The 21,858-nt window shown below is 39.6% G+C and carries 13 protein-coding genes; 11 read left to right on the forward strand and 2 right to left on the reverse strand.

Annotated elements, in window-relative coordinates:
* The first annotated feature begins 102 nt into the window (after nt 1-102).
* The 4 genes from L1283_RS20095 to L1283_RS20110 all read left to right on the forward strand — a co-directional run bounded on the left by L1283_RS20095 (nt 103) and on the right by L1283_RS20110 (nt 4,775).
* Nucleotides 103-1,218: a glycoside hydrolase family 88/105 protein gene (locus L1283_RS20095; RefSeq protein ID WP_286848138.1), complete on the forward strand. Its 1,116-nt coding sequence runs from the start codon at nt 103-105 to the stop codon at nt 1,216-1,218.
* Between the two features lie 13 nt (nt 1,219-1,231).
* Nucleotides 1,232-2,473, forward strand: a complete 1,242-nt coding sequence (locus L1283_RS20100) for a DUF2264 domain-containing protein (protein ID WP_286848137.1) — start codon at nt 1,232-1,234, stop codon at nt 2,471-2,473.
* Nucleotides 2,474-2,542: 69 nt separating this feature from the next.
* Nucleotides 2,543-3,865: a BNR repeat-containing protein gene (locus tag L1283_RS20105; protein WP_286848136.1), complete on the forward strand. Its 1,323-nt coding sequence runs from the start codon at nt 2,543-2,545 to the stop codon at nt 3,863-3,865.
* A 94-nt stretch (nt 3,866-3,959) separates the two neighbouring features.
* Nucleotides 3,960-4,775: a hypothetical protein gene (locus tag L1283_RS20110; protein ID WP_286848135.1), complete on the forward strand. Its 816-nt coding sequence runs from the start codon at nt 3,960-3,962 to the stop codon at nt 4,773-4,775.
* 38 nt (nt 4,776-4,813) lie between these two features.
* On the opposite strand, the gene L1283_RS20115 is transcribed toward L1283_RS20110, so the two are convergent.
* A complete protein-coding gene (locus L1283_RS20115; RefSeq protein WP_286848134.1) occupies nt 4,814-7,201 on the reverse strand; it encodes an ABC transporter permease in 2,388 nt (795 codons plus the stop codon).
* Nucleotides 7,202-7,537: 336 nt separating this feature from the next.
* Between L1283_RS20115 and L1283_RS20120 the strand changes: the two genes are divergently transcribed.
* Nucleotides 7,538-8,605: a S41 family peptidase gene (locus tag L1283_RS20120; RefSeq protein WP_088160526.1), complete on the forward strand. Its 1,068-nt coding sequence runs from the start codon at nt 7,538-7,540 to the stop codon at nt 8,603-8,605.
* Nucleotides 8,606-8,643: 38 nt separating this feature from the next.
* Here L1283_RS20120 and L1283_RS20125 read toward each other — a convergent pair whose 3' ends face one another.
* Nucleotides 8,644-12,114: a TraB/GumN family protein gene (locus L1283_RS20125; protein WP_286848133.1), complete on the reverse strand. Its 3,471-nt coding sequence runs from the start codon at nt 12,112-12,114 to the stop codon at nt 8,644-8,646.
* Nucleotides 12,115-12,699: 585 nt separating this feature from the next.
* Here L1283_RS20125 and L1283_RS20130 point away from each other — a divergent pair.
* The 6 genes from L1283_RS20130 to L1283_RS20155 all read left to right on the forward strand — a co-directional run bounded on the left by L1283_RS20130 (nt 12,700) and on the right by L1283_RS20155 (nt 21,823).
* Complete coding sequence (locus tag L1283_RS20130) at nt 12,700-13,146, forward strand: nuclear transport factor 2 family protein (protein WP_286848132.1); 447 nt, start codon at nt 12,700-12,702, stop codon at nt 13,144-13,146.
* Between the two features lie 607 nt (nt 13,147-13,753).
* A complete protein-coding gene (locus L1283_RS20135) occupies nt 13,754-14,389 on the forward strand; it encodes a hypothetical protein (protein ID WP_286848131.1) in 636 nt (211 codons plus the stop codon).
* 348 nt (nt 14,390-14,737) lie between these two features.
* Nucleotides 14,738-15,187, forward strand: a complete 450-nt coding sequence (locus L1283_RS20140) for a nuclear transport factor 2 family protein (protein WP_286848130.1) — start codon at nt 14,738-14,740, stop codon at nt 15,185-15,187.
* Between the two features lie 228 nt (nt 15,188-15,415).
* Entirely contained in the window at nt 15,416-17,974 is a 2,559-nt protein-coding gene (locus tag L1283_RS20145; protein WP_286848129.1) for a tetratricopeptide repeat protein, read from the forward strand.
* A gap of 452 nt (nt 17,975-18,426) precedes the next feature.
* Entirely contained in the window at nt 18,427-20,007 is a 1,581-nt protein-coding gene (locus tag L1283_RS20150) for a DUF4832 domain-containing protein (RefSeq protein ID WP_429626387.1), read from the forward strand.
* Nucleotides 20,008-20,035: 28 nt separating this feature from the next.
* Nucleotides 20,036-21,823 carry a glycoside hydrolase family 2 protein gene (locus L1283_RS20155; protein WP_286848127.1) on the forward strand — a complete coding sequence of 596 codons (1,788 nt, stop codon included), beginning with the start codon at nt 20,036-20,038 and terminating at the stop codon, nt 21,821-21,823.
* Nucleotides 21,824-21,858 lie beyond the last annotated feature (35 nt).

Consider the following 21,858-nt stretch of genomic DNA (forward strand, 5'->3'; position numbering starts at 1 on the left):
AAATCGAGAAGAAAGTAATGAGTGTATCCATTAAATAGTGTACAAACCAATTTAAAGTAGCTTTTGTGCTCGTTTATCAAAAAATACTATACATCTAAATATATGCGGATCAATTTAATCTTATGTCTATTGTTTGTAGGACATTTTTCATTTGGACAGCAACTGAACAAAGAAACCGTACTTGCTCAGCTAAGTAAGGCAAATCAATACTGGCAGTCTCATCATAAGCCCGAGGTTTGGGCTTTTTGGGATCAGGCAGCTTATCATACCGGAAATATGGAATTCTATAAGATTTCAAAATCAGCGGGCGACTTAAAATATGCTGAGGATTGGGCCAGATACAATGATTGGAAAGGTGCCAAGTCTACCAATACGCAACTTTGGAAATACAACTATGGGGAAACAGACGAACACGTTCTTTTTGGTGACTGGCAAATTTGTTTTCAAACCTATATCGATCTCTATCATTTATCGCCAAGCCCTGAAAAGATTGCACGTGCTCAGGAAGTGATGGAATATCAGATCCACTCCAATAAACAGGACTATTGGTGGTGGGCCGATGGTTTGTATATGGTGATGCCCGTGATGGCTAAAATGTACAAATTGACAGGCAATTCACTTTATCTGGATAAGATGTATGCTTATTTACAATATGCCGATAGTATCATGTTTGATCGGGAAGAGAAATTGTATTACCGCGATGCAAAATATGTCTTCCCCAAACACCAGAGTTTACATGGCAAAAAGGATTTTTGGGCTCGTGGCGATGGCTGGGTGTTCGCTGCATTTGCAAAGGTTCTTCAAGATCTACCTCAGGAGGATAAACATTATACCTACTATCAGGAGCGCTTTAAGGATATGGCGGCCGCTATCATTAATTGCCAACAGCAGGAGGGATTCTGGACTCGAAGCATGTTAGATCCCGAGCATGCTCCCGGCAGGGAAACAAGCGGAACGGCTTTTTTTACTTATGGGTTGCTCTGGGGAATAAATAATGGCTTGCTAAGCGATTTTAAATTTAAAGATGCTGCGGTTAAAGGCTGGAAATATCTTAGTGAGATCGCTTTACAACCCGATGGCAGAATTGGGTATGTACAACCTATTGGTGAAAAAGCTATCCCCGGACAGGTGGTGGATACCAACTCTACAGCTCCTTTTGGTGTAGGTGCGTTTTTATTAGCCGGCTCGGAAATGTATCGTTATTTAGTTCAAAAATAGATTGGATTTGAAAATGAAAAATAAGATTTTATTGTTCTTTGTTATTCTTCTGACAGGCCATACTGTCTTTGGACAGGGCTTGAAGAAGAAACCTGCATCAACAAAAGAGACGGATAGAGCTTTTTGGCTTAAAGAAATGGATCATATGCTGCGTCCCGTTCTCCGCAGTCTGGCCCATGATAGCCTGCGGTTAACTATGCCACAAATGACTTCTAAACACGTGGATAATAAGGAACAGCGCATCAAAGTACAATATGTTGAAGTCTTGGGAAGGGTATTGTCAGGCATAGCACCCTGGCTTTCCTTGGATGGCGGTTCGGCTGAAGAGATAAAGTTACGCGATCAATATAGAGCATGGACTGTTCAAGCACTTAAAAATGCTTTGGACAGCAATGCACGTGATTTTATGCGTTTTGATCTCGGTGGCCAACAGCTTGTTGATGCCTCGTTTATCGCTTTGGGATTTATGCGTAGTCCTTGGTTGTGGGATCATATCGACAATCAGACAAAAAAGAATTTGGTAGCATCTATAAAAATTACGCGCCAATTTCGACCGGCTTATTCAAATTGGTTACTCTTTTCAGCAATGAATGAAGTTTTTTTAGCGAAATATTCGGATGATTGGGATGTGATGCGCGTTGATTATGCGCTGCAGCAATTGGAACAGTGGTATGTTGGAGATGGAATGTATATGGATGGTCCGCATTATGCGTTTGATTACTATAATAGTTATGTTATCCATCCCTTCTTGGCCGGAATTATGGATTTCATACAGTTGAAAACTAAAAACTATGATGGGATGTTTGCAAAAATCAAGCTCCGAAATGAGCGCTATGCCATTATTCAGGAGCGGTTGATCAATGCCGACGGTAGTTTTCCTCCGACAGGAAGGTCCGTAATCTATCGCGCGGCAGCTTTCCATCATCTTGCAGATATGGCGTTCAAGAGACGACTCCCTGGGGAACTTAGCGAAGGACAGGTGAAGGCTGCCCTGTCTGCGGTATTGAAAAAATCGACCGAAAACCCAAATACGTATGAAAATGGCTGGTTGACGCTGGGTATGTATGGTAATCAGCCGGGCTTGGGTGATCCATACAATAATCAGGGGAGCCCCTATTTATGTTCAGTAATTTTTTTGCCTTTGGGATTACCCGACAGAGATTCTTTTTGGACAAGTGAAGCGAGCGACTGGAGTGCACGGCGTATCTGGTCAGGACAGGACTGGCATAAAGATCAGGGTAAAGCCATTCAATAACCCCAAATTCCGGGAATAAGTCTCCTTTCAAAAGGATCTGGTGGGCTCAACAAGTGTATAAAAAATTCAATGAAACAATATCTAAATCAATTAGTAAGAGTGGGGATGCTCACTTGCGCGTGTCTCTTGTTTATTTACAATGCACAAGGGCAGAAAATTAAGAATACGCTTGTCGGAAATGGCTGGGCAAAGAACACAGTCAACACAACCGTATTTCGTAAAAATTCATTAACCAGCAATGGTAAATACCAATATATCGCTTATTATGATGAAGCTGGATATGTAGTTTTAGGCCAGCGATTACTTTCTGGCAAGGTATGGAAGTTGCGACGTACCGGCTATACCGGGCATGTGAAGGATGCTCATAATGTGATTAGTATTATGGTGGATAAGGCTGGATATCTCCACGTTTGTTGGGATCAGCATGACAGCAAGTTGAGATACGCACGTACCCTTCACCCCAATAGTCTTGTGCTGGGTTATGAGCAAGCCATGCTAGGAAAAAATGAATCAAAGGTAACCTACCCCGAATTCTTAAAGTTACCCAGTGGCGAGTTATTGTTTTTATATCGTGACGGCGGATCCGGCCACGGTAATCTTGTGGTCAATAAGTACGATAGTAAGCAGCAAAAATGGGAGCGGATGCATAGCAATCTGATTGATGGCGAGGGACAGAGAAATGCCTATTGGCAAAGTTATGTGGATCGTCGGGGGACGATACATCTTTCTTGGGTCTGGCGGGAGAGTCCCAACGTGGAAAGCAATCATGATATGGCTTATGCATGTTCAAAAGATGGCGGATTAACCTGGCAAAAGAGTAATGGAATGCGGTACGATTTGCCCATGAAAGAATCTACGGTCGAGTATGCGGCCCATATACCCCAGCAGCACGAATTGATTAATCAAACCTCTATCGCTGCGGATGAAAAAGGGAATCCTTTTATCGCTAGTTACTGGCGTGATGCAGGAACACAGATCCCGCAATATAAGGTAATCTATTTACAAGAGGGTGAATGGAAGATCCGGTCTTTTGATTTTAGAAAAACACCTTTTAGTTTGAGTGGTGGTGGAACAAAGGATATTCCAATCGCCAGGCCCCAGGTGTTGGTTCGCGGAAAAGATAATAAAATAATGTTGACGCTGGTCTTTCGGGATCAAGAGCGCGGTTACCGACCTTCGATACTGAGGTTGAATGGCATGCATCAAGAGGCAAATGACATTATTGATCTTTGTGAGCAGTCGGTAGGGGCTTGGGAACCTACATATGATACCCAGTTGTGGCAAAAGAAACGTAAAGTTGCTTTATTTGTGCAGTCTACAGTGCAAAAGGATGCCGAGGGACTCGCTGATGCTCCCGCGACAGCAATACGGGTAGTAGAATGGCGTGATTGAGAAAGAGATTGCTGTGTTTTTTTTTATATTAGAGAATACTATTAATACCCTAGCGCTAAAATATTAAAAAATCATAAAAAGTAAACCGCACGTTATGAAACATTCAACCGTATTTGTTTTGTTATTTCTAATCTTTACACATGTGTTTGGACAAAAAAGTAAAACAGTCCTATATGTAATCGGAAATATTCACGATAGTGTTCCAAATTATAATGCTCAAATTTTGGTTGGAATTCTTAACCATATTGAGCCTGATATTATTCTTCATGAAGTAGACCGTGAAGGGATGAAGGAATATGAAACTGCTCAGTATAGCCCCGAGGGAAATGAAATAAAAGCAAGCAATCTTTATTTGATGAAGAATCCACAAACCCTGAGATTTCCATTTGATTTTGAGGGAAGAAACAAATACCGTAAAGAAAAAGGCATGGTACCTACTGATAACTTAACCGTTAAATTGATCGACAGTTTGTACCGTGCTCAAAAATTGACCGGCGGGCAAGCCAATATTTACCAAGAATTTCAACGTATCACGGGAGATTTAATAAAAATTGCCACGTTATCTCCCGAAAATTTCAATAATCATACTACGGATAGCATTGCTGAAAAAAGACAATATTATCAATATCAAGAATTACTGAAAATTACAGATGCAAGGTCTGAGTTTTCAGAAGGGTTTGTCACAAAACCCGATGGAGACAAGATCAGTTATAAAGATGGATTCAGATTAATGTCAGACTTCTGGGATTTAAGAAATCAAACAATGGCATCCAACATCTATGAGATAGCTCGAATATATCCAGGTAAAAAGATTGTCGTCTTAACAGGTTTTCTACATCGCTATTATTTGATAAGAGCGCTAAATAAGCTCAATAAAAACGAATTTGTACGCAAGGAATTTTATCAATAACAATCATAATTACGCGAAAGTATAGTGGATACAAATTCTTACTCCACTTTTAAACTGTCGACCGGATTAGCTTTTGCAGCGGCTATTGCTCTGGTACATAGGGTTAGAATGGCAATTACCAGTGCGATGATCCCGGCACCTACAAGTATCCACCAGCTGACCGAAATGCGATAAGCGAACTCTTGCAGCCACTGATTCATCAATAACCATCCGATCGGCAGTGCAATTAACAGGGCTATACCGACCAGTTTAACCATATCAGAGCACAGTAGATAAACGAGGTTGCTGAGTGTTGCACCTAATGTTTTGCGTATACCGATTTCTTTTATTCGCAATTGGATAGCGAATGTGATTACACCAAATAGCCCTAAACAGGCAATAACGATAGACAATAAGGCAAAAATTAAGAGAATTTGACCCTGTTTTATTTCCGAATTGTATTGCTGTTCAAAGGTTTTATCTAAAAATGTGTATTCTAAAGGATAATCGGGGACATATTTACTGTAAACTTTGTTTATATGCGAAATTGTATGGTCTACATTTGTCGATTTCATGCGAATATAAATATTATCCATTTCCATTTTATTAGCTGGAAGTTCTAGGATAAGAGGCTCTATTTTGTGCTGAAGCGAATAAATATGAAAGTCGCTGACGACCCCGATAACAGATTTCAGGATAGATTTTCCAGTTGTGTCTCTTCCAAATTCGATCCTTTTGCCTATCGCGTTTGTCCAGCCTTGTTTTTTTGCAAATGCTGCGTTTATAATGACAGAGGCGCTATCTGTTGGCATGGTACTGTCGAAATTTCTTCCCTTAACCAGTTGAATATGCATTGCTGGGATAAAATTAGGGTCAATTTTTAAGGTATTGGCGAGTGTAAAGTTGGGATCAATTTTTCCATTATTTTCAACATTGAAAGTTCCCACGCCAATGTCGTTTTTCCCAATTGGATTGCTGGCGAACGCTACTTCTGTGATATGGCTATCTTCAAGTAAGCTATTTCTGAACTCGTCGCCTTTATTGCGAGTGGATTCATTGTCCAGATGGAAAACCATGACCTGATTTTTGTCGAAACCCAGGTTTTTTGTAGTCATAAAATTCAATTGTAGAAAAATCACCATGGTGGATACAATAAGCAATACTGCGATTACAAATTGAAAAACCACAAGTGATTTTCTCAGTAGATGTTGGAAGCCATGTGTTCCGATCTGATTTTTTAGCGAAGGAATAGTCTTTAGTCCTGCAAGTATTAAAGCTGGATAAATACCGGTAGTGAATACTAAAAATACGATAAATGGAAGTACAAACAGTAAGGTTTTCCCTATTCCAAAATGCCATAAATCCAATTGCTTACCGATCATTTGGTTTAGCCATGGAAGAAAAGTTGAGGCCAGCAATATGCTTAACAATGCTGCACAAAAGATGATTAAAGACGTTTCAACAAGAAACTGCTTGGTTAGATTTAAAGTGCTGGATCCGATTACTTTCCGGACGGCAATTTCTCTCATCCTTATTGAAGCCTGCGCCGTCGTGATATTAATATAATTTACGATCGCAATTAAGAGTACTAATGCACCGACAATGGAAAAGATGTAAACATATTTGATATTGCTATTATTGCCGAGCTCATAACTTAGATTAGAATGCAGATGGATATCCGTAATTGGTTGTAATTCGATTTTATAATCAAAATCGAGATTCCGTCCATGAATATATTTTTTTACGATGTAAGGAAGTTTTTTTTGAAGTTGGGGCAAGTATGACTGATCTTTTAATAGTACGTAAGTATAAAGGTAAAGTTGATTCCAATCAGGATTAAAGTCTTTTGAAAAGGAACGGATAGCTCTGAAGCTGAAATGTGTATTTTGAGGTACATTTTGTATAACAGCCGTGACAAGGCTGGGTTCAGATTTATTGAAATAAAGCGTTTTATTGACTGCTGTTTCTACGGATCCAAACAATTGTACGGCTAAGTCTTCTGTCAGTACAATAGATTGGGGATTAGCCAATGCCCTTGCAGGATTGCCAGCAAGAAAATTATAGTCAAATAGATTGAAGAAATTCTTGTCTGCGAGGAAGATTTCGTTGACTTTTGTTTGTTGATTATCAATGGTAATTATGCCTCCGCCCTCGATATCGAATCGGGTGGCTTCTTTTACGCCGGGAAATTCATCTTTAATAACATTTGCAAGGGGACCTGCAGTTCCTGTTATATCAAAGGAACCGCCATCCCATTTTCCGTGAGAAACAACGCGATATATACGGTCTGCCTGCGTAAAATAACGATCATAACTCAATTCATCATTCACAAATAAGAGGATAATCCAACATGCGGCTAGGCCCAACGATAATCCTAGTATATTGATTAAGGAGAAGATTTTGTTTCTGAACAATTTCCGCCAACCGACTTTTAAGTAATTATACATGATTTCCTAATTTTAATCTTAAAAATTCATTGCATTTCATGTCATTTTTATCTCATGCAACATGCTTGAGATCAATTGGTTTTAAACGCATCAATAGTTTTGCCTAAACTTTAAGTTTTTGATGTTCAGTGTTTTGTTTGTTTTTGTAACCGTATTAAATTGTTCGATTGTGAACAATACTGTTCGCTTGCGAACGGAGAATGGAAAATTAGATTACTTCTAGAAGATACGCTGAAATACATATTATAGGTCAAGAAAATAACGAAATAATTTCTACAATTGACCAAATGTTTTTACAGTTTTTTTTAGTTTTGATAAATTATTAATCGTTAGTTTATGTGTAAAATTATCTTTTTTATTGTATGTTTTTCTGTATTCAATATCTGTCGTGCCCAAAACAAGGAAGTAACCAAATTAGTCGATCAATTCATCGATACACTAGAGGCTCATTCTTTTATGCGTAGTAGAGTCGATTTCGATAAAATGCGTCAAGAAACAAAGTTGAACGTCAGGAATATTAATTCGACTGATTCATTAATGCCAACTTTTAAAAAGATAGTTGCAGGTTTAAATGATCATCATTCGAGTGTACATAGAGTTAAAGGTACCACAGATGAATTGGCGTTAATTAAAAAGTATGCTTCCACAACCTACGCACAACTAGGGATGCCTGGGCCAAATTTTCAGCATCGATTGATCGAAGATAAATATGCATACATTAACGTTCCTGGTGTTGATCTGGAACATCGCATGTATATTGACACTTTACAAAAGCAGTTGCTTGAACTAGATGGAAAACAACCTAAGGCTTGGATTATTGATTTAACGGAGAATGAAGGTGGTAGTTGTGCTCCGATGATCATTCCCTTTCATGCTCTCATAGATACCACACAAACCTTTTGTTATTTTGATGGAACATTGGACAAAGACGGAAAGGAGGTTTTGGTAGATAAATTTCAGATTCCCCAAAATGGTTTATATATAGACAATGATGTGGAAGCAAAGTATTTTAAATTTGATACTGTTCAAGTCTTACCGCTTGTAAATAATAAGATACCAGTAATTATTTTGATTTCGGGAATAACGGGAAGCTCAGGAGAGATTGCTGCATGTCATTTTTTAGGACAAAAGAATGTGACCGTCATCGGAACAAAGTCAGCTGGTTTAACATCAGGTAATGAACTTTATTATGTAGATAAAGGATATTCCATTAATTTAATGACTGCCTTGTTGCACAATAGAAAAGGAAAATCGTATGATGTTGGAGAACGAATAAATCCAGATATAACGATTACGTATCCGGAGAATATTCAAAGCCGTAAAGAACAACATCAATATATATTAGAAAATAAATCAATATTTATCAATAAGGCACTTGAGTTTTTAACCTCTGGAGGTATTTAACTTCTATTAGAACATTTTTTCGCTATCAGCTTATTGTTTTAATCTTCAATACGCATTTGTTGGATCAATTTGAGAGCTTGTTCTTTCCAGTCTCCGATAAAGGGCTCAAGATCTGAATAACAGTTTTCATAAGTATAAGACCATTCTTTAATTTGGTCATCTGGTAAATAAATTGAGAGATAACTTTGCTCATCGTTCTCAGTTTTAAATGCATAAACTAAATACTTTTTATTATTCTCGGTCAATTGTCCCAGATAATCAATTTGTTGCGACTGCATATCCCATTCGGATTCCATGTAATCGTTTACAACAATTTTTCCAATTTCAATTTGCTCCTTATACCTGGGGGCTATCAAATCTTCGCGTTTTTTCTCTTTAAGCCCCCTCATCAATACTCCTCTTTGCGATATATTAACATTGATGCTATCCATTAATTTTTGATTCAATGGCAGACCGAGAACCAAAAATTCAGTTGCGGTGGAGGCTCGCAGATAACCTATTTGTGTATTAGCGAGCAACTGATGTTGATATTTTAGTAGTGAATCTTTTTGATCATATAAACCCAGTATTTTCACATAATCGCTTATCCAATAAGGATCGAAACTATCCTCTGATTCCTGTTCGGAAGTAAATTTGGACAGGTCTTTGGCTAGATATTTCATTACATTCGGCAGATAAACCTTTACCATTTCACGGCTATTGCGCATAGTGCTGTCCTTAGCGATTTCTAAACAAATATTTAATAGTGTAGGTCTGTAATTATCGATAGCAAATAATGGAATGACCTGTTCTAAATTCTCAGCTACGTATTTATGGGAAGTGCGTAAAGGCTGTAGTAATTGCCATACTTGGTAATCAACATCGGGTCGATGATGATTTAATGCCTGGAGATACCATTCAAGCTGTGTTGAATCTATTTCATAGATGGTCGGGAAGATTGCGATTTTGATCAGGTCTGGTGTTGTCGGATCCTTAAGTATATTTTTTAAAAGAGGTATGCTCCGTTCATCATGATTCTTTACCAAACTATAGATCAGGTTTCTTCGAAGCCCACTGTTCTGCTCGTCATCGACCTGTTTTCGGACCAATGTTTTATAAATTAGTGCTAGGTCATTTTTATCAAATTTGTAACTGAGCTCTAATGTGTTTTTTGCGTTTTGGCTAACGAGAGAATCAGCGCTATAGATATCTTCAAAAAGAGTTGCTGCTTTTGAGCTATATACGTCAAAGTTCGCTGTAGTACCTGTATAACGGACGGATTTGATAATCCTGTTTATATCTATTTTTTCAACTGTTTCTTGTGTGCCGATAGCATCAAATCCATAGGATATATTGCCTCTGATCCAGATCGCTTTTTTATGATAGTTAGCTGTTAATGAATCGCTACTTGTGTAGATTGCAGCGGTTATATTGTCGGATCGTAGTGTGTCGTAATGGACCATTTTCTCAGATTTCTTTTTTGCAGTAGCCTGTATTTCGGCATATAAACTGTCGGTTTTTTCCAGCCGATAATATTTAGGCAGTTTAGTGATTTCCAAGAGAAAGGATGTGCTTGAATTGCTGTCGGCTGCGGCATAAATATGAGATTCGCTATCAAGTTGCTCAGCTACATCCTCATTTTTTATCTTTATCAACGATGTAGCAGGAAGTTTTAGCTTCATACTGTTTACGGTGAAATCTTTCCAGTCGGCTTCCTTAAAAGGAACCATACGGAAGGAATTAAAAAAAGCGCTATCCATTTCTTTATTATTCTTATCTAGGTTTTCCTGAAGTACCTGATAAATTCGGTTCCCGCGGACCCATGTTTCTGCGAATAGGTTTGATTTGTTCAATTGGGCTTTTATTGCCATGCCCGTTATATTCTCCTTCTCCCTTGGCTCAACAGAGGTAACGGTAAGCGCTGGATTTTTTTTAAGGCTGTTTTTGAGCGTTTTCAGCATCAAGGATCTGTCAGTCATGATATAGCCAATCGGATAATCGTGATACTGAACCATATAATTTATTTTTCGATCCCTATCCATTGAAAAATAATTATGTATGCCATATTGGAGCTGTTTATCTCCAAGCTGCTCTGAACCTGTCTGGTAAAGGTATTGAATTTGCGTCGGCATTTTTATTGCAAAAGCACCAATGTCATTGACAGATTCATCTATTTCAGCAGGGCGGTCGAGAGGAAGGATTGTGAAGCCATTGAAAAAGCGGTCCGACAAATACCTGTCTAATGGACTTTTGCTGGTAAAGGCCGATAAGCTATATAATGTATTGTTCTTTAGCCAGAATTCCCATTTAACCTCCATGCCATTATTTGCGGTGATCAACTGCATACCTTGGGCACCATCTTTTTCAAGAAATTGCTGAGATACAATAGGGAACTTGCTTTTGGCAGTTTTTCTTTCGTATTCTTGTTTTAAAATTTCTTTCGCAGTAAGTCCATTCAGATCACCAACAAATTGAGCCGACACCATCAGTTCTGTTTCTGTGCTCAGATCACCATAGATGATGTTTGTTGCACCCAATGTATTTATCCTGTAGATATAACTTTTTGGTAATTGGACAGTATATCCAAAGATAGAGTCCTTTTGGGGCATCCATTCCATCGTACTGAAGTCTATTTTATATTTAGAAGCCAGATCTGTTTTTTTTGTCTTAACGGGGCGGAGCTTATAGCCTTCATTTTGTAAAAGGTGGATGAGTCCTAGGTCACCTGCAAGATGAGCGGCCCCCACGACCGCGCAGAGCGTACCTTTATCGAGCTGCAAAATTATATTTTTTAGCATCGTGTTATTCCTTCTTTGCATTTCTTCAAGATCAATATGGGGTGAAATCGCGTTCCAAACACCAGCCAGGTCTCCAGAGCTATACAGTTGCATCATATCCTCCAGATACTTATAGTATTTTGTACTATCACTTTTGTTCGCGAGATGAACCAATTCGTTACTACCATCAACATCCAGTTGATTTTCTATTGGCTCGAGGCCAACAATATATTTTCGTTGCGATTTGGCTAGGCCATAGAGATAAGCATCCAGTACGGCGGTAATATCGTCCGGTTTATCGTTGCTGGGATTCATGAGATATTTAACAATAAGCGGAGAAGCCATTTGCTGGGAATCCGGCATCACACCATACTCCTTTTGATAGCGTTTTACAAACTCTTTTTTTTGTACTTCGGTAAGCGCTATCTTTTTAAGTGTTGATTTTTTGCTGTATCGAAAATCCCATATCTGTTTATACAGCGTATCGGGGTGTACTTCCAAAGCCAGTGCATCTGTATTAGCAATAGCCACAAATATAGAATCATTGCTATTGATCAGACGCCGGTCTTTTAAATGTACAGAGCCTAACAGGTAAGAAGGTTTAGTTAGCCCCTTTCCGGTAATCTCCCATAAAAAGCTTGTGTATTTTGTTTCTTGAGCATTAGCGTTGCTTATAAACGAAGTGAGACAGGAAAAAATAAACACCCATAAAAGGAGTTGCGTGTATTTTGTGGCGCTGACAGATTTATACATTTGGTTGATAGATCAATATTATGGTTCTAAGAAATGAAGCTAAAGCTATTTACTTGGTAGCATATCTTACTATGGCTGAAAATTGAATTGATCGTATAAGATTCAAAATCAAAATAATCTATTAAAAATAAATAAATTTCAGTAGATGCGCAACAGAACCTCCTTTAAAATCTTTTGTTCACAATTGTTGAATCCTGGTTTTCAGTTTTAATTAAATGAGCGTAATTCAGGAAGTATAATTCATCTTTTAGCCCGCATTTAATAGGGTGTACGCATTTGAACAATATCGCTATAAACTGTTCGCTTCCGTACAGCGACTTTTTCTGAAAAAGATATGGAATATGCTTTAAAAGGCTATAGAAGCCGTTATTGAACGCACAGGACAACTGGTATAGTATTTGGCACGAAGCTAATAAAATTGATCTTATGTTCTTTATGCATTTTGAAGTTCACCTTTTCATTTCAGTCATTCACCGAGTTTTACCCGTTGTTGATCTAAAGTCTGTGAGCAAGAAGTATCTAGAGCAGTAATTTTGAATCAACAAATAAGAATAGAAAAAACTTACACGATAAAATAAAGATATTATGAAAACGCTAGTAAAAACAATCGCAGCAGCAGCCTTAATCGCAATTTCAACATGTGCTATGGCAGCTGAAGGTCCCGGATCAAAATCAGCAAAAACAAACGTTAACCTATCAACAGCAGACTTTGCTTTAGAGCACTATGTTGCTGTAATGACTGAAGGTGAATCGGCTGGTGTAGAACAATTGTTTGCTGAGGATTTTAATCAAAAGGTCCAAACGGCAAACCTGAAGTCAAATAGCCGTAGTGAAGTGGTTAAGTCCTTGAAAAAACAAAAAGGCGAGAAGCTAAACTGTACAGTGAATACAGACGTTCTTGAAGAATCAGCAGCTTATATGGTGGCCAGGGTTACCTTGAAATTTGAGGATTTCACCAAGACCGATCTAGTGACTTTTGTCCGTGAAGGAAATGACTGGAAAGTGTCCAAATCGATCAATTCGTATAAATAGGAGTCATTTTAATTCAATATATAAGTTGTAGGGCCACATCAGGAGATGTGGCTTTTTTTATTTTATTGCGGACAGTTCGTTTTTCTAACTCTAACTTACGAAACGTGGGCTAACATTCAGCATCGTTATACGTGAATTTGCTAATCATCATTTGCTTCTTTCGGGACAAATGCTCACTTATGGCAGGAACCAAGTTATCTTATAGATACGTATCCCTTTGCTGTTTCTTTGCTTTTTTACCAATGAAACACCAATGAAACACCGAAGAAACACCGAAGAAACACCAAAGAAATAGCAGACGAAGCCCAAGCCAATCCCAAAGAAGACCCGAACAAAGAGCAAAGAAACACCAAAGAAACACCAAAGAACCGGCAAAGAATCAGCAAGGAATAAGCATAGCAATTTCATTAAAAATTCTCTTTTTTAACTAAATCTTGACCAATAGTGGTGTATCAGTTAATTGAGTGAAATCAATGAAATACGACGAATATTCTTAAGTTTGCGGCATTAACCTGTATTATATTCAAAAAGTGATTCAATTTAGTTTAGACACTCGGTTGAAGTTCCCACTTTAATAGTTATAGCATAAAAAGCTTGTTAATATCAAATGAACACAAATAGATTATTGTTATTTTTATTATTGCTATCCGTCACATTGAAAGGCTATGCTCAAGAAGCATTTGAAGGCGAAATTATTTATCAAAATAGCTTTCAAAGTAAGAATTCAAGCGTCACTAGTGAACAAATGAAGATTCTTCTAGGTGATAAGCAAGAATATTTTATTAAATCGGGGAATTATAAATCGTGCACAAATGGTGTCGGTATAACAATGCAGTTATATATTGGTGAAACCAATAGACTTTACAATAAGACGAGCCGATCCGACACACTTTATTGGTTTGATGCCGATGTGAAATCAGATGCAGTTATAAGTTATGAGCTCGTTAAGAATAAAGAGAAAATATTGGGGGAAGATTGTGATGCCTTGATTTTAAAGACGCAAGGTGGGCAGACAACCTATTTCTACACATCAAAGTACCCTGTTGATTTTACGAAGTATCAGATGCATAGTTATGGAAACTGGAACTACTATTTATCAAAAGCCAAGTCTGTTCCATTGAAAATTGTGGTCGATAATGAGCAATTCAAAATGGAATCGGTAGCTCAAAAGATAGAAGCAAGGGAACTTCCTGACGATTTTTTTGCAATATCAGTCGATACACCGATAAAGAAAGCGAAATAAATTAACTTGGTCAGCAGACAGTAATCTTTTGCTAGGCTTTTTATGCGGTGTGCGTATGCGAACAATCTATTTTGAAACTGTTCGTATGCGCACATTTTCTTTTTCGTAAAGAATCTCGAAAATGCCTTTAAATGTGCTGAGAGGCACAAATGTTTTTATTGTAGCCACTGGTATAGTATTTGGCATGCAGCAGCTAAGATGGTTGTTATATTCACCTTTACATTTCCGCCATTCACCGATATTCAAATACCGTTGGTCTAAAGTCCATAGGCCAGAGATATATTGAACTTTAGTTTTGGATCAACAAGTAAGGGTATATAGACTAACACAATAGAACAAAAAGATAGTATGAAAGCATTCGTAAAAACATTCACGGCAGCAGCTTTAATCTGCTTATCGTCAGTTGCCATGGCAGCTGAAAAGCCAGCATCAAAACCAGAAAAAATTAGCATTAATCTTTCCACAGCAGACTTCGCTTTGCAGCATTATGTTGCTGTAACGACGGCTGGAGAATCTGTGGGTTTAGAGCAATTATTTGCGGAAGATTTCAGCCAAAGGATTCAGGCTTCCAATATACAGACCTACTACGGACGCCAGGCTTTGATTAAATCTTTAAAAAAACAGCAGGGAGAAATTCTGAACTGTAAAACGCATATCAAGATTGTCGAAAAATCCACAGATTATATGATTGCAAAAATTGTATTGAAATTTGACAGCTTTAGCATGACTGACCTAGTGACTTTAGTTTATGAGAATGGCAGTTGGCAGGTATCCAAGTCAGTCCATTCCTATCAGTAAGAACCACTCTTTTATTTTTTCTTCTTGGCTCCATTATTGTATAAATTCAGTTGCCGATAGAGCAATGGAATAGCGTGTTTTGTTCTAAATCGTTGAAACGAAGCAACTATGAGGTGTAAATTACCGAATGTGCTTGAAATTCTTTAGTTTTGAATACACTAGTTAGGGATAACCCTATGTCTCCTCGGCAAAGGAACGTTTGGAACAATTCAGAAATACGGACGAACAATGATATTGAAAGAAAGAATCGGTCACAATTACCTGAAATACCTGTTTACTGGGACGCTTTCGGCTTTGCTGGTTACAGGTTATGCGCAGGAAGTGGGGAAACAACAGAAAGAAAAGAAAGAGAAACAACAGCAACAGCAACAGCAACATAGTGTGCAAGGTGGCGGCGGAGAGGTTCAAACCATGGATTCCATTGATGTCGTACGCGACTACCGGCCTATGCTGGCCGATGCGGTCAAGGTGCGCCGAAGTCCGGATATGACGCATATCAACCGCGATGCTATTGAGACGGAGCTGCGTCAAATTGCCACAGCTACCTATTTAGCGCAGCAAAAATATAAACAGGCCTATTATCACGAATTGATGAAACGGCACCCAGACGCTTCGCAAAGTAATATCGATAATTATCGCATCAGCTATCTGGCTTACGGGGCGGGAGAATATAAAAGAGCAAGCGGTATGCTGGAGGCCATAAAACCTTCGGATGCCTTTTATCAGGGGGCGATCATGACATTGGGCCATATCGCTCTGGAGACTGGCGATAAGCAAGCCGCACGAAATGCTTTTGTCAAAGCGACAAAACTGGATTTAGACCAGCAAGTGAAAGCCGATGCGCTATTTAACTATGCTAAAATCTTGTTTGCAATGGACTCCACCCAAGCGGCACAAAAAGTCCTCGAGAAATATATCGAGCAGGAAGTGAAACCTGTCGATCCGGGTTCAAAAAGAAAGGAAAGTGCCGAAACACTATCCGCTGAAATCCTACGTGGGACCACCAACTTCCATGCCGGTGTTAGTATGCTGGAATCGCTAAAAGAGCGCGGTCGGGAAGTCAATGCGATCTATCAAAAGGTCACCTACTACCGCGGACTGGAGTTTTATAACGAGCGTGCTTTCGAAAATAGCATATCCATGTTTATGCGATCTGAAAAGTTTCCGGTCAATGCTGAAATGGCCGCTCTTGCGACCTATTGGAAAGCAGAGGCCATGTATGAAGTGCGCAAATTTGGTGAAGCCGTAGAAAACTTCTCCCAATTTCTAAGCCTGCCCGTCGCTCGGAATAGCGACCTGTATAATTATGCAAATTATGGGCTGGCCTATGCGGCCTACCGAAACAACCGTTTTGAGTTGGCAGCCAATTATTTTGAACGCTTTCTGACTGCTGGAGGAAATGCGGTGGATCAAAATATACGCTATGATGTCATTGCACGTCTGGGCGATTCCTACCTGTGTCTGCGCGACTACAGCCGTGCCAACAAATACTACGATCAGCTGATCAACAGCAAAGCGCCCAATCAGGATTATGCCTTATTCCAGCGCGGTGTTTTATTTGGTCTGCAAGGCGACAATGAAACCAAGCTCAGTACGCTGCGGTCGGTGTTGAAACAATTTCCATCTTCGAACTATGCAGATGATGCGGCCTTTGAAATTCCCTATACTTATTTCACGATGGGTGATTATAGCCGTGCGATCGAAGGGTTACAGGCAATGGTCGAAAAGTACCCTCGCAGTAGTTATATTCCCCGCGCCTTAATGACCATAGGACTCGTGCAGTACAACAATGATGAGCCCGAAGCGGCGAAAGCGACTTTCCAGAAGGTGGTGGAGAAATACACCCGAACTGCCGAGGCGGAGCAGGCGATGCGTTTCATTGAAAACATCTACCTCGATCAAGGGGATGCTTCGAGCTATATTCGTTACGCTGTCGGTACCAATGTCAGTAATCTGAGTCCCGCAGAGCTTGATAACATGGCTTTCCAGGCGGCGCAGTCGCTATTCGCCAGGGGAGAATATGGAGCGGCTGTAGAAGCGATCAACGCCTATTTTGATAAATTTCCAAAACCCAGACAAGAAAAATTCGCCCGTTATATCCGTGGGGTGAGTTCGTACCGCACCGGGCATCCGCAGGAAGCATTACACGATCTAAATATCATATTGAACGACTGGACGAGCAAATATTCAGAGAATACCTTGCTGACGGTTGCTGCGCTATATCTGGATCTTAAAGAATACAATGAAGCCATTGTGCACCTCAAAAAATTGGAGCTCAACGAAGAATATAAAAAGAACTATGGCTATGCGGTAACGAACCTGATGGTGTGTTACTTCGAACTCGGCGATATGGAGCAAATGGCTAAGTATGTGAGTCTGGTCAAAAATTACAACGGGGCAACCGAGGAGGAAATAGCGAAAGCGCATTTGTACAGTGGAAAAGCTTTGTTGAAAGAAAAAAATGTAGCGTCTGCCATGAAAGAATTCAACCTGGCTGCGCTGAAGAGTCAATCGGCTATCGGCGCAGAAGCACGGTATCGCGTAGCGCTTTTGCAGTACGATAACAAGGAATATGATAAGGCGCTGGAAACAGCCTTTGATGTGATTAACAATAGGGAAGCGCAAGAATACTGGGTTGCCAAGAGCTTCCTGGTACTTGCTGATGCCTATGCGCGCAAAGGCAATGCTTTCCAGGCGAAGAGTACCTTGAAAAGTGTGATTGACAATTATGACAAAAACGATGATATCGTGCCTGCAGCGAAAGAACGCTTACAGAAGTTGAAGTAATACTTCTGAAAATTTGGCATACGCCAGATGTGATAGAATTTTTCATTTCTTTCGAATGAAGAGGATCGTATGGAACATGAACCTAAAAAGCCCGAGAACAATCGGGCTTTTTACATTAAATAGACTGCTATAAATCTGATAAGAAACCTCCCTAATAGTTATAAACGGTATAAAATCCAAGAAGAAGAGCTGTTTCTTTATCACTTAGTCTCCATAAGTAAATGATTTTATTCACATCGTCCTTCATAGCGGATTAAATCCTAATTTTTGTACAAAAACGAACCATTTCTGAACAAATCAATACCATAGCGGTAGCCTGTCGTGGCTAATTTTGTACCGTATCCCAATAAATCAGTTTTGTTGAATCAGCACACTAAATGATAAACTATAGAAGTCGCTGGCACAACAGGAATAAAATAACCAATAGACTTGAAAATATGTTCAAAAACGAAATGATAAACAAACAGCTATTCTCAAATTGGATAATAAATTTTTTTTTAACGCTTTTATTGTGCACTTCTGGATTGCTTGGTTTTTCTCAAAAAAATAAAGGGAAAAGCGGTTCGGGCAACACCGGGTATATTTTATTAAAGCCAAAATACGATGGTCATTCAGTCTTGCGCAATCCTTTAAATGGTTGGGTAATGTATGCTCCCCGTAATGCCGATGATACGTATTGGGATATCGAATATTTTGTGCCAGCATTGGGTAAAAAGGTAAAGGTCATTGATTATGCTTCGGCATGTTATGTACGCACGAGCTGGTCTTCGCTGAATCCCAGTGACGGTGTTTATGCCTGGGATGATCCAAACTCTAAAATAGGAAAGCTCCTTAAAGGCGCACAAACGAGAGGGTTGCCCATAGCGCTCCGTATTGTGGTAGATGGTCGCGACCAAGGTCAAAATACACCCAAATTTGTGTTCGACCTCGGAGCCAAATATTATTTGGAAAATGAAAATCATCCCGATAGGCAAACACCTTATCCTCAGGATGCGGTATTTAGAAAATACTATACCAAATTTATCACAGCTTTGGCCAAGGAATTTAATGATCCTGAAAAGACCTCTTTTATTGATGCCTATGGCTTGGGGAAATGGGGCGAAGCACATTATGTTGTCTATGAAGACCCCAAAATGGCAACACCCGAAAGTACTGAAAAAATAAAGGAAGAAACCCTGGACTGGGTGACCAGCTTATATGCTAACACATTTACAAAAGTTCCTTTGGTTATCAACTACCATCGTCTGGTCGGTCATCCCGAAAGTTGGGGCGCAGTCAACCCGAATAGTGAACGCTTATTGGATAAAGCTATTGATAAGGGGTATAGCCTTCGCCAAGATGCTTTTGGCATGACTGGCTATTACCAGAATTGGGAAAAGGATTTTGCCAAGAAATGGAATTTTAAGCGTCCTATCATTATGGAAGGAGGCTGGATTATTGCCCCAGGTAAGCACCGTTATTGGACAGACCCCAGTGGAAAATATAGAGAAGGTCATGACGAGGATGTGAGGACAGGTGAGTTCGACCTGTCGGCCGAAGCCCATGTCAATATGATGGACTTTAGAGCGGGGGGAGAAACTGAATCCTGGTTTAAGTCCTTTGATTTGGTTCAACGGTTTATTACAGAAGGGGGGTACCGTGTATATCCAGACCAAATCAACCTCCCTCAAGATATCAAGTCGGGAAAGATAGCGCAAATCTCCCATCGTTGGCAGAATATGGGCTGGGGCTATTTACCTAATAATATTCCACAATGGAATTACAAATATAAAGTTGCTTTTGCCCTGTTAGATGCCAAAGGGAATGTTAAAAAGATTTTTGTAGATCGTCAGAGTGAACCGTCTGCTTGGTTGAAAGGTGCTGCTGCGAGTTATAAAATAAATGCAAAAGTAGATCTACCTGCAGGGATATATAACTGGGCAGTCGCCATTGTTGATACGACCAAGGAAAATAAGCCGGCTATTCAACTTGCCCTTGATGGAGATTTGACGGCTCAGGGTTGGATAAAGCTTTCGGCATTGCAGGTAAAATAGAAAATTTTATTAACAACTAACACCTATTATGATAAAGCTGATCAATCTATCTTTGATATTGTCCCTTTTTTTTAGCCTGATAACCTCCAACCTTGTTGCACAGCAAAATATGGCCAATGTGTATGGTAGGCGAGCTCAATCCTTAAATGGAAAGTGGGACGCTATTGTAGACTTATACGACCAGGGAAGAAAAAACCAAATCTATCTGAATAAAAAAGCCGAAAGCAAGACTGATTTTTATGAATACGCTTTCGAGAATGGTCTCCGTTTAAATGTACCTTCAGATTGGAACAGTCAAATGCCTGAACTTAAATATTACGAAGGTACCATCTGGTATGGCCGTAAGTTCGATGTAGTGAAAGAAAATAACGAAAGGTTGTTCTTGTATTTCGCTGCGGTAAGTTACCGTTGTCGCATATATCTCAATGGACAAGAGATTGCACAACATGAAGGTGGTTTTACCCCCTTTCAGATTGAAATAACAGATGCAGCTAAAGAAAACGATAATTTTTTGGCAGTTGAGGTAAATAATAGCCGGCAGGTTGATGCCATTCCGGCAATGGCCTTTGATTGGTGGAACTATGGCGGTATTACCCGAGATGTCTTTTTGGTAAGCACGCCAAAAGTTTTTATCGATGATTATTTTGTGCAATTGGACAAAACCAAAGCCGATAAAATCAATGCGAAGGTCAAACTTTCGGAAACGATGGCCAATTCCTCGGTAACTATCGAAATACCGGAACTACAACTAAAACAAACGCTTAAAACAGATGCTCAGGGGGAAGTAAAAACTTCATTCCTATCGAGAAAAATCATACGTTGGTCGCCTACTGCACCCAAACTGTATAACGTGAAGATTTCAACGCGCGACGATCAAATAGAAGAGGAAATAGGTTTTCGCAATATTTGGGTAAAAGGGGAAGATATCTTCCTGAATGGCGAAGCTATTTTTCTCAAGTCCATTTCATTTCATGAGGAAATACCTCAGCGCAAAGGTCGTGCTTTTTCACAGGCAGATGCAGTGATGCTGCTTTCAGAAGCGAAAGCTTTGGGCTGTAATATGATTCGTTTGGCGCATTATCCACAAAATGAATATATCGTGAGAATGGCCGAAAAAATGGGTTTCTTGTTGTGGGAAGAAATTCCCATTTGGCAAGGCATCGATTTTGAAAATGAATCGACCAAAGAGAAAGCCGGTAAAATGATGCGGGAAATGGTTGCTCGAGACAAAAATCGTTGCGCACTAGCTTTTTGGGGAGTAGCCAATGAAACCCAACCATCCGAGCCTAGAAATGCTTTTATCAGGCATTTGATTGCTACATGCAGAGCCATTGACACGACCAGGCTTATAACCGCTGCTTTTGATCTTGTTCGTTTCAATAAGGAGAAGGAAACCTTTGTTATGGATGATCCTTTTACGAAAGAATTGGACGTCGTAGCTGTTAACAAATATTTAGGCTGGTACCACTCCTGGCCAGTTTCTCCTGATAAAGCAGTATGGGATGTGGCAAAAGGCCAGCCTTTAATTATTTCTGAATTTGGAGGCGAGGCGCTGTATGGCAAAACGGGCGAAAAGGATGTCGTCAGTTCATGGAGTGAAGATTACCAAGCGACTTTGTACAAAAACAACCTCGAAATGTTTAAGCATATTCCAAACCTGCGCGGAACTTCACCTTGGCTGCTATTTGATTTCCGTTCGCCGTTCCGTTTTCATCCGACCAACCAAGATGGCTGGAACCGCAAAGGATTGATCTCAGACCAAGGCTACCGAAAGAAAGCCTGGTTTCTGATGAAACATTATTATGATAATAAATAAGACTTCAATTACGAAACCGAGCTTAAAGAGGAGTA

Origin of the sequence: Sphingobacterium sp. HSC-15S19, from assembly GCF_050433745.1 — a bacterium.
GTDB classification, from domain to species: Bacteria; Bacteroidota; Bacteroidia; order Sphingobacteriales; family Sphingobacteriaceae; genus Sphingobacterium; species Sphingobacterium siyangense.